This is a genomic window from Dactylosporangium sp. NPDC051484, assembly GCF_040689395.1.
Classification (GTDB): domain Bacteria; phylum Actinomycetota; class Actinomycetes; order Mycobacteriales; family Micromonosporaceae; genus Dactylosporangium.
Genome location: NZ_JBFAZX010000006.1, coordinates 123,900 through 137,601 on the forward strand (window position 1 = coordinate 123,900; position 13,702 = coordinate 137,601).

At 71.4% G+C, this 13,702-nt stretch carries 14 protein-coding genes; 5 read left to right on the plus strand and 9 right to left on the minus strand.

Annotation, left to right across the window (positions count from 1 at the left end; translation table 11 throughout):
* The first annotated feature begins 285 nt into the window (after positions 1–285).
* Both AB0367_RS13465 and AB0367_RS13470 read left to right on the plus strand, forming a co-directional pair.
* Positions 286–1,590 carry a sensor domain-containing protein gene (locus AB0367_RS13465; protein ID WP_366226557.1) on the plus strand — a complete coding sequence of 435 codons (1,305 nt, stop codon included), beginning with the start codon at positions 286–288 and terminating at the stop codon, positions 1,588–1,590.
* Positions 1,591–1,766: 176 nt separating this feature from the next.
* The gene (locus AB0367_RS13470; protein WP_366226558.1) at positions 1,767–2,411 is read left to right on the plus strand and encodes a response regulator transcription factor; all 645 of its coding nucleotides are present in this window, start codon (positions 1,767–1,769) and stop codon (positions 2,409–2,411) included.
* A 17-nt stretch (positions 2,412–2,428) separates the two neighbouring features.
* Here AB0367_RS13470 and AB0367_RS13475 read toward each other — a convergent pair whose 3' ends face one another.
* The 3 genes from AB0367_RS13475 to AB0367_RS13485 are packed head-to-tail and all read right to left on the minus strand — an operon-like array spanning position 2,429 to position 4,811.
* On the minus strand, positions 2,429–3,064 hold the full coding sequence (locus tag AB0367_RS13475; protein ID WP_366226559.1) for an HAD hydrolase-like protein: 636 nt from the start codon (positions 3,062–3,064) through the stop codon (positions 2,429–2,431).
* Positions 3,061–3,306, minus strand: a complete 246-nt coding sequence (locus AB0367_RS13480) for a glutaredoxin family protein (protein ID WP_366226560.1) — start codon at positions 3,304–3,306, stop codon at positions 3,061–3,063. Before AB0367_RS13480 ends, AB0367_RS13475 begins: the two co-directional genes overlap by 4 nt.
* A complete protein-coding gene (locus AB0367_RS13485; RefSeq protein WP_366226561.1) occupies positions 3,303–4,811 on the minus strand; it encodes an AMP-binding protein in 1,509 nt (502 codons plus the stop codon). The genes AB0367_RS13480 and AB0367_RS13485 overlap by 4 nt, the downstream gene beginning before the upstream one ends.
* Positions 4,812–5,369: 558 nt before the next feature.
* Here AB0367_RS13485 and AB0367_RS13490 point away from each other — a divergent pair.
* From AB0367_RS13490 to AB0367_RS13500, 3 genes are all read left to right on the plus strand, one after another.
* Positions 5,370–6,212 carry a sigma-70 family RNA polymerase sigma factor gene (locus AB0367_RS13490; protein ID WP_366226795.1) on the plus strand — a complete coding sequence of 281 codons (843 nt, stop codon included), beginning with the start codon at positions 5,370–5,372 and terminating at the stop codon, positions 6,210–6,212.
* Positions 6,213–6,464: 252 nt separating this feature from the next.
* Positions 6,465–7,499, plus strand: a complete 1,035-nt coding sequence (locus AB0367_RS13495; RefSeq protein WP_366226562.1) for a DUF5667 domain-containing protein — start codon at positions 6,465–6,467, stop codon at positions 7,497–7,499.
* A gap of 248 nt (positions 7,500–7,747) precedes the next feature.
* A complete protein-coding gene (locus AB0367_RS13500; RefSeq protein ID WP_366226796.1) occupies positions 7,748–8,548 on the plus strand; it encodes an HAD-IB family hydrolase in 801 nt (266 codons plus the stop codon).
* 34 nt (positions 8,549–8,582) lie between these two features.
* Here AB0367_RS13500 and AB0367_RS13505 read toward each other — a convergent pair whose 3' ends face one another.
* The 6 genes from AB0367_RS13505 to AB0367_RS13530 form a co-directional block, all read right to left on the minus strand.
* A complete protein-coding gene (locus AB0367_RS13505; RefSeq protein ID WP_366226797.1) occupies positions 8,583–9,524 on the minus strand; it encodes a lysophospholipid acyltransferase family protein in 942 nt (313 codons plus the stop codon).
* Entirely contained in the window at positions 9,436–10,509 is a 1,074-nt protein-coding gene (locus AB0367_RS13510; protein ID WP_366226563.1) for an NAD-dependent epimerase/dehydratase family protein, read from the minus strand. The genes AB0367_RS13505 and AB0367_RS13510 overlap by 89 nt, the downstream gene beginning before the upstream one ends.
* A gap of 162 nt (positions 10,510–10,671) precedes the next feature.
* Positions 10,672–10,773, minus strand: a complete 102-nt coding sequence (locus tag AB0367_RS13515) for an AURKAIP1/COX24 domain-containing protein (RefSeq protein ID WP_007465623.1) — start codon at positions 10,771–10,773, stop codon at positions 10,672–10,674.
* A 108-nt stretch (positions 10,774–10,881) separates the two neighbouring features.
* Positions 10,882–11,097 carry a helix-turn-helix domain-containing protein gene (locus AB0367_RS13520; RefSeq protein WP_033363444.1) on the minus strand — a complete coding sequence of 72 codons (216 nt, stop codon included), beginning with the start codon at positions 11,095–11,097 and terminating at the stop codon, positions 10,882–10,884.
* A gap of 191 nt (positions 11,098–11,288) precedes the next feature.
* Positions 11,289–12,680, minus strand: coding sequence for a basic secretory protein-like protein (locus tag AB0367_RS13525; protein WP_366226798.1), 1,392 nt, complete (start codon positions 12,678–12,680; stop codon positions 11,289–11,291).
* A 76-nt stretch (positions 12,681–12,756) separates the two neighbouring features.
* The gene (locus AB0367_RS13530) at positions 12,757–13,677 is read right to left on the minus strand and encodes a proline dehydrogenase family protein (RefSeq protein ID WP_366226564.1); all 921 of its coding nucleotides are present in this window, start codon (positions 13,675–13,677) and stop codon (positions 12,757–12,759) included.
* Between the last annotated feature and the right edge of the window lie 25 nt (positions 13,678–13,702).

Consider the following 13,702-nt stretch of genomic DNA (forward strand, 5'->3'; position numbering starts at 1 on the left):
ACAAATCGCGATCTTGAAGAGTCGACGCCCACCACGTAGAGGTCAGCGCCTGCCCGTGCGGATCGTGCGCCCGAGAATTGCCCCCGCGGCACGTGGTTCCCCCTTTCTCCGACGCGGCCGGCAGCAGACGGGCGCTGTGGCAAGTATCACCGCAATTCCGGCACGCAACACACCAACACGCCTTGCGTAGCGACGCTACATGTTTGTTCAGTAGGGTTGCCCCTACCATCAAGTGGCTGGACGGCGGGATGGGAGGCGGCGGGCGCCATGCCTAGCGTCGATGACATGACGACGAGCATCACCCCGCTGGGCCCGGGCCGGTTCTCCCGCATCTTCCGCCAGCTCGGGATCGACACGCAGTACGTGCTGCTCGGGTTCCCCCTCGCCATCATCACCCTGGTGCTGTGCGTGACCGGCTTCGCGCTCGGCGTGAGCCTGGTGGTGGCCGTCATCGGATTCCCCATCCTGTTCGCCGCGACGCTGCAAGCCCGCGGCTTCGCCACCCTCGAGCGCGCTCGCGCCGGCGTGGTGCTGCGCACACGGCTGCCGCACCCGTACTACAGGAAGGCCGAGCCCGGCGCCGGCTTCTGGCGCCGCACGTTCGTCCCCCTCACCGACGGCCAGTCCTGGCTGGACCTGCTGCACGGCATCCTCCGCTTCATCCCCAGCACGATCGCCTTCGTGTTCGTCGTGACCTGGTGGGCCGGCGCACTGGGCGGGCTCACCACGGTGCTGTGGGACTGGGCCATCCCGCGCTACCCGGAGAACAAGGACCTGCCGGAGCTGATGGGCATCGGCTCCGGCACCGAGCTGCGGGTCCTGTTCAACACCGGCATCGGCGTGGTCTTCGCCCTCACGCTGATGCCCGTCGTGCGCGGTGCCGCCCTGCTCGAGGCGTGGTTCGCCCGGGTGCTGCTCAGCGGCGTCAACGAGCTGCGCGAACGGGTCGCCGAGGCCGAGCGCGGCCGCGACCGCGCCCAGGCACAGACCACGGCCGCGGTCTCGGCCGAGGCGAGTGCCCTTCGCCGGCTGGAGCGCGACATCCACGACGGGCCGCAGCAGCGCCTGGTCCGCCTGGCCATGGACCTCGGCCGCGCCGACCTGCAGTTCGACAGCGATCCCGCGGCGGCCCGGGCGACGGTGGCCGAGGCGCTCGCCCAGACCCGCGAGACGCTGGAGGAACTGCGGGCACTGTCGCGCGGCATCGCCCCGCCGATCCTGGTCGACCGCGGCCTGCGCGCGGCGCTGACGGCGCTCGCCGCCCGCTCGATCGTCCCCGTCGACCTGGACCTGCCCGAGGTCGGCCGGCTGGCGAGCCACGTGGAGACGACCGCGTACTTCGTCGTCGCCGAGGCCCTCACCAACGTGGCCAAGCACAGCCACGCGAGCGAGTGCAAGGTGACGTTGCAGCGCTCGGCGTACGGCATGCTCGTCACGATCGAGGACGACGGCGTCGGCGGCGCGAGCCTGGCCAAGGGCCACGGCCTCACCGGCCTGGCCGACCGGGTGCGCGCGGCCGGCGGCGAGCTGACCGTGACCAGCCCCCTCGACGGAGGCACCAAGATCGTCGCCATCCTGCCTGTTTCCTGACTGTTCCTAGCTTGGCGGCGCCTTCGGCGCGGCGCTGCCGGGGGGTTCCCACCCCGGACCCCCCATGCCCGCTGCGCGGGCACCTTGTCGGGCGCTGCGCGCACTCGTCGGTCTGAGGCAGGGCGCCTCTGGTGTGGGCGCGCTGGCGGGTCGGCGGCTGGCCTACTATCGGCGACGTGCGGGTTGTCGTTGCGGATGATGCGGTACTCCTGCGCGAGGGTCTGGTGCGCCTGCTCACCGAGAGCGGCCACACGGTCCTCGCCGCCGTCGGGGACGGCCCGAGCCTCGTGGCGGCGGTCGTCGAGCACCGCCCCGACGTAGCCATCGTGGACGTACGGATGCCGCCCTCGCACACCGACGAGGGCCTGCGCGCCGCCGTCGAGGCCCGCGCCCGGGTGCCGAAGACGCCGATCCTCGTGCTGTCGCAGTACGTCGAGGTGTCCTACGCCGACGATCTCCTCGCCGATCGGGCGGGCGCCGTGGGGTACCTGTTGAAGGATCGCGTCTCGGAGGTCGCCGAGTTCCTCGACGCGATGCAGCGCGTGGCGGCCGGCGCCACCGTGCTCGACCCGGAGGTCGTCGGCCAGCTCCTGGTCCGCCGGCGCCGGGACGACCCGCTGCGCAGCCTGACCCCGCGCGAGCGCGAGGTCCTGGGCCTGATGGCGGAGGGCCGTTCCAACACGGCGATCGCCCGCAAGCTGGTCGTCACCGACGGCGCGGTGGAGAAGCACGTGAAGAACATCTTCACCAAGCTCGACCTGCCCCCGGACGACGAGCAGCACCGCCGCGTGCTGGCGGTCCTCGCGTATCTGCAGGGCTGAGCCGGCAAGGGCGCGATTCAGCGGGCCGACGCGAGGTTGACGGCCTCGACCAGGGAGTACGCCACCGGCAGACCGGTCGCCCGCAGGAGGGCGGTGTCGGTGAAGCCTCCGGCGTAGAGGACCGCGGACGCGCCCACCGATCGCGCCGCGTCGCCGTCGTCGACCGAGTCGCCGATCAGGATCACCTCGGCCGGGTCGAGGGACAGGGCCGTCAGGTGGCGCGCGAGAAACTCCGCCTTGCGATGACCGCCGACCGTGCCCGGCAGGCCGTCGACCCGGACCAGCCGGGCACCCAGGGCGCGCCGTTCCACCTCGACCAGCAGCTCGTCGTGGAAGAACATGGACAACAGCGACTGCGTGCCGGACCAGCTCCCCATCGCCTCAAGGGCGTCCGGGGCCAGCTGTACGTCGGCCATCCCCCGCCGGTAGGCGTCGTGGAACGCGTCGTCGAGCAGCTGGAACTCCGCCTGGTCGACCGGGCGTTCGAGAACGTGCGCGTAGTAGTCCAGGATCGGCCGGCGGAAGTCGCGGCGGTGCTCATCGGCGGTGATGACCGGGCCGCCGACGGTGGACAGACAGACGTTGGTGGCGTCGACGACGAGCTTCAGGTCGTCGAGGAGGGTCCCGTTCCAGTCCCAAACGAGGTGCTTCACCCGGGTGAGGATAGCCGCAGATCGTTACGCAGTCGCTCCTCCTCGACCCGCCAGTACCCGTGCTCCTTGCCGTCGAGCAGCAGCACCGGGATGCGAAACCCGTACTCCTCCTCGAGCTCGTCGTCGCCGGTGATGTCGATCTCGGTGAAGCCCTCGCCGGTCGCGGCGGCGACGCGCTCGAGCACGGCCTTGGCGTCCTCGCACAGGTGGCAGCCGGGGCGGGTGTACAGCACCAGTCTCATCGCAGGACCCCCTTGCGGACCTTGCCGGTGGCCGAGTGCGGCAGCTCCGGCACGAACTCGACGGCCGTCGGGCACTTGAACCGGGCGAGGTTGCCCTCGCAGTGCGCGATGAGCTCCTCGGCGGTCACCTGCGAGCCGGGCCGGCGCACAACGAGCGCCTTCACGGTCTGGCCGGTGTAGGGATGCGGTACCCCGAGCACCGCCGCCTCGAGCACTTCCTCGTGCGCTTCGAGCACGGACTCGACCTCGTGCGGATAGACGTTGAACCCGCTCACGAGGATCAGCTCCCCGAGCCGGTCCACCACGAACAGGTCGCCGTCCTCGTCGGCGTAGGCCACGTCGCCGGTGGCCCACCAACCGTCGACGTCCGGGGCCGAGGCGCCTTCAGGCCAGTACCCCTGGAAGAAATTGCGACCGCGCGCGACGATCTCGCCGGGATCCGTGGTGCCGTCCTCCTCGTCGGGCACCACGTCCTCGCCGTCGGCGTCGACCAGGCGCATCTGCACACCGGGGATCGGCCGGCCGATCGAGCCCGGCTTTGCCGACGGGCTCGCCAGGGTGCTGGTGAGCACCGGCGCGCCCTCCGTCAGCCCGTATCCCTGGTGTACCGGCCGGCCCGTGGTCTCGGCGAAGCGCCGCTCGGCGGCGGGGTCCAGCGGCGCCGCGCCGCACACGGCGAGCCGCACGCCCGACCAGGCCCGGGCCAGCCGCTCGCCCATGAGCGACCACGCGACGTACATCGGCGGCACCCCGATAACGCCGGTCACGCCGTACCGCTCGATCACCTCCAGCGAGTCGGCCGGGTCGAAGCGCTCGACGAGCACTCCGCACCCACCGTGGTAGGCGACCGCGCCGAGCCCGGAGTTCAGCCCGTACGCGTGGAAGAGCGGCACGGCCAGCAGCAGCACGTCGTCGCCGCTGACGGGCGGCGGATCGAGGCGCGCGAGCTGCTCGTGGTTGGCCAGCAGCGCGCGGTGAGGCAGCATGGCGCCCTTCGGCGCGCCCTCGGTCCCGGACGTGTACAGCAGCACCGCCAGGTCCTCACCCCCGCCGGTCGCGGGCGTCCGCGAGGGCACCGGACCGCCGGCGAGCAGGTCGCCGAGGTTTTCTCCGAGGGTGTACCGCACGGGCGGCGCCCCCTCACCGACCGCGCTCATCACCGGGCGGGTCCCGACCAGCACGGCGGCGCCGGAGTCGGTGAGCACGTGGCCGAGCTCGCGCGCCGTGAATGCCGGGTTGACCGGCACCGCGACCAGCCCGGCGCGCAGCACGCCGAAGAGGACGGCGGCGAACTCGGGCACGTTGGGCAGGGCGATCGCGACGCGCGGGCGGCCGTGCTCGTCGGCGGGCAGCCCGAGAGCGGCGAGGCCGGCGGCGACCGCGTCGACGCTCCGGTCGAGCTCGGCCCAGGTCAGCACGGCGTCGTGTGATCGCAGGGCGGGGCGCGTGCCGCCGGCGGTAGCGGCGCGCCGCACCAGGTCGGCGAAGTTCCAAACGTCCTGCACGGTCGCCGAGTCTTGCACAGCGCGCGGTGATCCAATTCAAGCCCCGAGGGTGAGGCGACAAAAACTGGAAATTCACCCGTCACCAATCACCCTGTCGCGTGGCATGGTGCCTCCTGCGGTCGGCGGGGGCCTGCGCAGCCCCGACACGCCGATTGAGTAATGGTCTATCCGCTCGTGTGCAATGCGCGCGCCGCGCATCGGTAATTTCGGCGTGGTTACGTCCCGCTTATCCGGTTTTCCGGCGTGTCGTGCGGCGTGTCGCGAACTGTGCGACGGACAGCATGTGCGCCGGACGGGCCCCGTTCCGTGGGATGAATGTCCCCTCACGCCAAGAGCCGCCCACACGCGGGTGACGCCGGACCCATTATCACCCAACGTTAACTCACCCCATTTACTCCGAGTTGACACCCCTCACCCCGAGGAGGCCGAAGTGCCCGTGATCGCACTGGCTACGGCATCTGTGATGGATTGCGAAGCATGAGCGGCTACCAGCACGTGTTCAACACCGAACACGCACTCGCCGGTGGGCTGTCGATGCTGCGTGACTCGATGCGCGACATGTTCACCACGGTGATTCGGGGCGAGGGAGGCGGCATCCCGCGCACCCGCGCGCGCCCACACACCAACGAGGCGCCGGCCCGCCCGGGCCCGGCCCCGAACTCGAGACCCACCGCCGGGATGAACGGCAAGCCCACCGGCAGCGCCGGCGCGAGCCTCCTCGGCGAGGAGACCGTGCAGATCCCGACCGTGATCCTCGGCGGCGGCACGGACACGCTGACCGACACCGGCTCGCGCGGGCCCGTCCCGCCGCAGCGGTCGCGCCCCGATCGGGGCGACCCGGCGTCGGAGGTGTGGGCGCTCATCGAGCGAGCCCAGGCCGGCGACGGTGCGGCATTCGGTCTGCTCTACGACCGGTACTTCGACACGGTCTTCCGTTTCGTGTACTTCCGGGTCGGCAACCGCCAGCTCGCCGAGGACCTGACCGCCGACACGTTCCTGCGCGCGCTCAAGCGCATCGGTAGCTTCACGTGGCAGGGCCGCGATCTCGGCGCCTGGCTGGTCACCATCGCCCGCAACCTCGTCGCCGACCACTTCAAATCCGGCCGGTACCGGCTGGAGGTCACCACCGGCGACGTGCTGGACGCCGACCGTCCCGACCGGGGGCCGGAGGGCAGCCCGGAGGCGGCGGTCATCGACCACATCACCAACGTGGACCTGCTCAAGGCCGTCAAGCAGCTCAACCCCGAGCAGCAGGAGTGCATCGTGCTGCGGTTCCTGCACGGCTTCTCCGTGGCGGAGACCGCACAGACCATGAACAAGAACGAGGGGGCCATCAAAGCGTTGCAGTACCGCGCCGTACGCGCGCTCGCTCGACTGCTGCCCGACGGATTCCAACCGTGACGGCTGTCACCTCTGGTTACTGGGCCCAGGCGGGCGCCGTAACCAGGTTCCGACCTGCGCCGTTGGTCCTGATGCGACCGTCGGCATGGCGCACGGCGGACGCGGTGGCCCACCATCCCGCTGCCCTGCCGCGCCTGACTGACGCGACCAGCGAAGGGGGTGCCTCAGGTGATCGGCTCCGTCTTCCACCGTCGACGCGCTGAGCGGTTCGCCCAGCTCGTCGACGACACCACAGGGGCCCGACGACACCGCGTGAGGTCCACGCCCGACGACTCCCTCACCGACCTGGTGTCGGTCCGCCGGCGGCTCGGCGAGCTGCCGGTCCGGGTAGAGGCGCAGCCAGAGTTCCGCGACGGTCTGCGGGCCATGCTCATGGCCACGATCGAGCGCGAGGGCATCGGGGCCACCGCGACGGAGCCCGAGCCCGAGCCGGTCCGCCAGGGGGGCCTGCGTGCGCTGCGTCGCCCGGCGGGTAGCCGCCCGGCCGTCAGCCGCCGGCTCCGCACCCGCGGCGCCATTGTCGTCGGCCTCGCCGCCGGCGCGCTGGCCGTGTCCGGAATGTCCGCCGCGAGCGACAACGCCGTCCCCGGCGACGCGCTGTACTTGGTGAAGCGGTCCAGCGAGAAGGCCCAGCTCGCGCTGACCGCCTCGGACATCAGCAAGGGCCAGCTGTACCTCGAGTTCGCCCGCACCCGGCTCGGCGAGGCCCAGGCGGTGAAGGACCCGGCGGGGCTCTCCTCGGTGCTGGACGACATGGACGGCGAGACCCTCAAGGGCGTACGCCTGCTGACGAGCACCTCAGTCGCCCGCGGGGACACCGCCGCGCTCGACGCGATCGACGGCTTCGTGACCGACCAGCGCGCGGCCGCCGAGAAGCTCAGGGCGTCGGCCGGCGGCGAGGCCCGGACCCGCGCGACCAAGTCGGTGACCCTGCTCGACGAGATCGACCGCCGCTCCAAGGCGCTGCGCCCGCTGGTCAAGTGCGGCCCGACCGCGGTCACGACGCCCGACACCCTCGGCCCCGCGCCGGTGGGCAACGCCTGCCGCCCCGTGAACAAGTCCGGCGGCACCGGGTCGTCCGGCCAGCCGCAGCCCGGCGCCCCGGTGACGAACCACCCCGGCCAGAACGGCGAGCGCCCGGCGACCACCGGCCCGTCCAGCGTCTCGGCTGACCCCTCCGCCACCGAGTCGGCCCCCACCGCCCCGAGTGCCAGCGCCCCCGCACCGCCCAGCCCAACCCCCACCAAATCGGCGAAGGGCGGCCTGCTCGACTGGCTGCTGCACTGATTCAACCCGGCGACACGTTCGCGACATGACAGGGCCTGGTGACCGTCACCAGGCCCTGTTGCTGTTCGATGCCGGTACCGTTGGCCAATCTGGATGGATCCTGTGCTGCGACAGCACGGCGTCACCGGCGGAGGGAGACAAACGTGCCGATCCGACCTTCAGGAGTGTTACGGCGCCGCCGAGCGAGCGCGAGCGGCCGCATCGTCGTCTCCGCCGCCGGGTGGGCGGCGACCGAGGTCGAAGCCGCCCTGGAAGTGCCGGCCGATCCGACCGGCGCGGCTTTCTTCGACGTCGACAACACGATGGTGCAGGGCGCGTCGATCTACTACTTCGCGCGCGGCCTGGCCAAGCGGAAGTACTTCACGAGCCGCGACCTGGTCCGCTTCGCCTACCAGCAGGCGCGCTTCCGCCTCCTGGCGTCCGAGCACGCCGGCACGGTGTCCAGCGCCAAGTCGACCGCCCTGGCCTTCATCGCGGGCTGGAAGGTCGAGGACATGGAGCGGCTCTGCGAGGAGATCTTCGACGAGCTCATGGCCGACCGCATCTGGTCGGGCACCCTGGCCCTGGCCCAGCTTCACCTGGACGCCGGACAGCGCGTGTGGCTCGTCACCGCGGCCCCCGTCGAGCTCGGCCGGATCATGGCCGCCCGGCTGGGCCTCACCGGCGCGATCGGCACCGTGGCGGAGGTCTCCGACGGCGTCTACACCGGCCGCCTCGTCGGCGACCTCATGCACGGCCCAGAGAAGGCGTCGGCCATCACCACCCTCGCGCTGGCGGAGGGCCTGGACCTGACCCGCTGCGCCGCGTACAGCGACTCGATCAACGACGCTCCCATGCTCTCCACCGTCGGCTACGCGGTGGCGGTCAACCCCGACTCGGCCCTGCGTCGCGAGGCCCGCAAGCGCGGCTGGGAGATCCGCGACTTCCGCACTGGCCGCAAGGCCGTGAAGATCGCGGTTCCGGCGGCCCTGGCGACGGGCGTGGTGATCGGCGGCGTGGCGACGTTCACCGCGATGCGCAAGCGCCGCCGTCGCACTCGGTCCACCTGACAACCCGCACCGGCCACCCGGCCCCACCGAACGGTCAGGTGGAGAAGGCGTCCGGGCGACGGTCCAGCAGCTTGTACAGCGTCTGCTGGATCGTCTCGCGCACCTGGTCGGCGAGGTTGAAGACCACCATCGGGTCGTCGGCCGATTCGATGTAGTCGTCGGTCGGGATCGGTTCGCCGAACTCGATCAGCCACTTGCTCGGCAGCGGGACCAGGCCAAGCGGGCCCAGCCACGGAAACGTGGGGGTGATCGGGAAGTACGGGGCGCCCAGGAGCCGGGCCAGGGGCCGGATGTTGCCGATGAGCGGGTAGATCTCCTCGGCGCCGACGATCGAGACCGGCACGATCGGGGTGCCGGTCCGCAGGGCCGCGGAGACGAAGCCGCCCCGGCCGAAGCGCTGGAGCTTGTACCGGTCGGCGAACGGCTTGCCGATGCCCTTGAACCCCTCCGGAAAGACGCCGACGAGTTCGCCCTCCGAGAGCAGGCGCTCCGCGTCGGGGTTGCAGGCCAGCGTCGCGCCGGACTTGCGGGCCAGCTCCGACATGAACGGCATGCGGAAGACCAGGTCGGCGCCGAGCAGGCGGAGGTGGCGCCGGGAGGCCGTCTCGTCGTGCACGGCGACGGTGAGCATGAGCGCGTCGAGCGCGACCGTGCCCGAGTGGTTGGCCACGACCAGCGCGGCGCCCTCCTTCGGCAGGTGCTCGGAACCGAAGACCTCGGTGCGGAACCACTGCTTGTACAACGGACGCAGCATCGGCAGGAAGACGCTGTCAGTCAGGTGGCGGTCGAAGCCGAACCCGTCGATCTCGTAGTCGCCGGTCAGCCGCTCGCGCAGGAAGGCGAGCGCACCGGCGACCCGGTCGTCCCACACATCAGGGAGACCAGGGTCACTCATGGCCACTCTCCAACGCGGCACGTGCCGCACGCGTCCTGCGGAAGCCGTCGAGCAGCGCCTGCTCGACGGAGCGAATCGTATCCGCGGGAAGCAGTTCGCCCGCGCGGCGGCTGCGCACGAACTCGCCGAATGCCTCGGCGGTCGTCCGCGGCACGAAGCCGAACTCGCGGATGAGCTTCGAGGTGTCCACGACCCGGCCGTGCACGAACAGGTCGAGCTGGTCCAGCGTGACGCCGGCCCGGCCGAGGCCGGCCAGCGCGTTGAGGCCCGGCTCGAGAATCGGCATGGTGACCCGGCCGGCGCGGCGCACCGCCTGGGACAGCGTCAGCGTGCCTGACCCGGCCACGTTGAACGTGCCTGGATGGTGCTCCGTGACCGAGCGCTCGAGCACCACAAACGCATCGTCGACGTGCAGGAACTGCAGCCGCGGGTCGCGGCCGAACACGGTGGGCACGATCGGCTGGGCGAAGTATCTCGTCAGCCGGGTGTCCACGGCGGAGCCGATGAACGGAGCGAAGCGCAGCACCGTGGCCGCCACGTCGGGGCGCCGCCGACGGAAGCCGCGGACGTAGCCCTCGATGTCGAGCACGTCCTTGGCGAACCCGCCTCGGGGCACCTCGCGCGGCTCGGTGTCCTCGGTGAAGATCGCCGGATCGCGGAAGGAGGCCCCGTATGCCGCCGTCGAGGAGCGCACGATCAGCTTGCGCAGCCTGGGCGCCTGCTGGCAGGCGGCCAGGAGCTGCATTGAGCCGATGACGTTGAGCTCCTTCATCGCCGCGCGGCCGCCGTGCTGGTCGGTCGCGGTGGCGACGGCGAGATGAGCGATCGCCTCCACGCGGGCGTCGACCATCACCCGCAGCACCCCCGGGGTGCGCAGGTCGAGCTGTCGCACGTCGATCTTGTCGCCGGCGGCGGACAGCACCTCGGCGAACTCGCCGGCCGGTGCCGCCGAGTCGACAGCGACGACGCGGTCGACGCGCGGATCAGCGGCGAGCCGGGCGGCCAAGTGCGCGCCGAGATAGCGGCTCACCCCGGTCACCAGCACGACGCTGGGCGGCGCGGTCACGCGGCTCCGATCGCAGGGACCACAGCGGGACTCGTCCCCCGCACGCCACGAAGTCCGGTCGCAATGGCACGGCCCGTCGACCGCAGGCACGCCGCAGCGGGCGTTGCGGCGGCCCAGCCCCGATAGAAAGAGGGGCCGGCCGCCGGGTGACGAGCTGGAACGCTACTTGCCGAGACGACGACGCTGGACGCGGGTCTTGCGCAGCAGCTTGCGGTGCTTCTTCTTGGCCATACGCTTGCGCCGCTTCTTGACCACCGAGCCCATACGAGCATCTCCTCGATACAGCGGAACGCGTGCCATCCCTGGCACGCCGAAGACATGGTTAGCCGTTCAAGGGTAGCCGTACCGTTTCTAGTTCGGAAAACGGCCCCGCTATGCGGTCTCACGGAACGCTTCGCGGAGGTACGCGTCGACCGCGTGCTCGGGAACCCGGAACGACCTTCCCACACGGACCGCGGTGAGGTCACCGGCGTGGACGAGGCGGTAGACAGTCATCTTCGACACCCGCATCAGCGTGGCCACCTCGGCCACGGTAAGGAACCTGACCTCGCCCAGCCGGCCTTCGGTGGTGTGTGGCGTGCTCGACATCGCAACCTCCGACCAGCGTGCTCGCCCTACGCTCGGTTCAGCTAACCCGGACCAAGCGTTACTCAATCAGCGTGTTACCAGTACGGTAACGGTACTGCTGTGACTTGCACCCCCGGTTCGTCGGAATCTTTCCCGCAGACTTGATCATTCCGTCCCCAGGGCCACTGCCGCCGTTCGCGGGGGGCGCCGGGTCAGACTCGGCCCCGGACGTTTCGCACGCAGTCCGCCTCGACGTCGTCCCAGCTCACCCCGAACGCCTTGGGCGCGGCGTCGCCGAGCGCGAGGCCCTGGCGGGCGGCGTAGTCGAAGAAGTCCATCAGCCGGTCCTCGCCGAAGCGGTCGGCGAGGCGCTGCAGGGACAGGTACGCCACGCCGTAGCGGCCGCTCACGTCGACGGTGCTCGACCCGCCGGGCGGGTCGTCCATGGCGATCTCGCCCTTCCAGCGCCCGCTGCGCACGTAGCCGCGCACGGCGCCCGCCCCGTCGAACGGCTTGCCGCCCCCCTTGACCCGCACATACTCCGCGATGCCCTCGACCAGCCACCACGTGTGCTCGTACGCCTTCTCGACCCCGGCCAGCGTCACGACGTGCGTGAACTCGTGGCGCAGCACGTCGAGGGTCTGCTTGGCGTCCACCCGCGCGGCGTTGAGCACGATCTCGGTCACGCTCGCCGTCAACGGCAGCGCGAAGCCGGCGACCCAGGGCTCCTGCTTGATGCCGTACCAGGCGGACCACTCGTCGGGCCCGGCGAGGTAGACGACGTACCGCGCGGGCGGCTCCCCCCAGCGGGCGAAGGTGTCGGCGAGCGCGGCGGCCTTCTCCGCGGCGGCGAGCATCGACGGCAGCCGGGAGGCGTACTTCGCGGTCGTCGACATCACGACCCGGGCCCCGACCGCGCTGCGCAGCTCGCTGACCTCCCACGGGCGCGGCCCGAGGTCCTTGGCGACGCCGAACTCCAGCAGCGTCGGCGACCGGCCGGAGACGTTCCACCGCGTGGTGGTCTGCAGAGCCATCGGGTCGCAGGTGGGGACGACGAAGCAGTAGTTCACCAGGACCTTCACCGTCGCGGTGCCCCCGGCCTCTGTCTTCGGCCGGCCCTCGGGCACCGGATGCCAGAGCTTGACCCGCAACTGTCGCAACGAGCCGAACCGCCGGGCCAGATCCTCGCGCAGCACGGCCGCGGACGGGTCCACGACGGCGAGGAACGCGTCCTCGTCTCCCGCCAGCAGCGCGGCGCCCTGGTCCTCGAGGGCCAGCCGGATCTTGCCGGCGACGGTGGCCGGCGCCGACCGGCGGCTCGCGCCCGGGCTCGCCGAGTGCGCGGCCGCGGGGTTGGCGGCGTCCCCCGGGCCGCCCGCGCCGTGGCCGCCGTCGCCGGACAGCTCCTGCCCGACCGTGACGGTGGTGCGGTCGCTACGGACCGTGGTGTAAGCGATGGCGGCCGGCGGCGCGAGCAGCAGCAGGGCGAGCGCGGCGATCAGAAGGACACGGAAGAACGTCCCGCCGCTCGGGGAAGGCGGCATGGGCGGCTGGCTCTCGACGGCATCCGAGTTGCCCGCGTGTCGCCGCCCATCCCCATCCATCACCGCCGGAACCTACGCGACCCGGTCGAGCCGCCGCCTCGCCCGTACGGGCTGTTCCAGACTGGCTCTTGCGTCGTCAGGCGCGCGAGCGCAGGGCCCTGGCCAGGAATCCGACGTTCGCCGGGCGCTCCGCGAGGCGGCGCATCATGTACGCGTACCACTCGGTGCCGTACGGCAGGTAGACGCGCACGGTGTAGCCCAGCTGGGCGAGTCGCAGCTGTTCCTCGGGGCGCACGCCGTAGAGCATCTGGAACTCGAACTCGTCGGGGCTGCGCTCGAACCACTTGGCACGGTCCTCGCCGATGGCCACCAGACGGGGGTCGTGGGTGGCGACCATCGGATACCCGCCGCCGGACATGAGCACGTTGAGGCAACGCACGTACGACTTGTCGACGTCCAGGCGGCTCTGGTACGCCACCGACTCGGGCTCCTTGTAGGCCCCCTTGCACAGCCGGACCCGCGAGCCCTCGGCCGCGAGTTCCCGGCAGTCGGCCTCGGTCCGGCGCAGGTACGACTGGAGCACCGCGCCCGTGGTCGGGAACTCGCCGCGCAGCCTGGCCAGCACCTCCAGGGTCGAGTCGGTGGTGGTGTGGTCCTCGGCATCCAGGGTGACCGTGGTGCCCGCCTCGCTGGCCTTGGCACAGATCGCGCGGGCGTGCTCATACGCGATCTTCTCGTTGAAGACCTGGCCGAGCGCGGACAGCTTCACGCTGACCTCGGCCGCGGGGGTCAGCTCGGCGGCGTGCAGGGCGTCGAGCAGCTTCAGGTACTCGTCCCGGGTCGCCTCGGCCTGGTGCGGGTTGGTGGTGTCCTCCCCCAGGTAGTCGATCGTGACGCCGAGGCCGTCCGCGGCCAGTTCGCGGGTGCGCTGTAGCGCGTCGTCCGCGTGCTCCCCGGCGATGAAACGACGCACGATGCTGCGGCTCACCGGGGCGGTTTCAACGAGCCGTTCGACCCTGTTGGAGTGGGCGGCGGCGAGGATGACCGATCTGAGCATGAGCCGAGCGTAGACAGAACCGCAG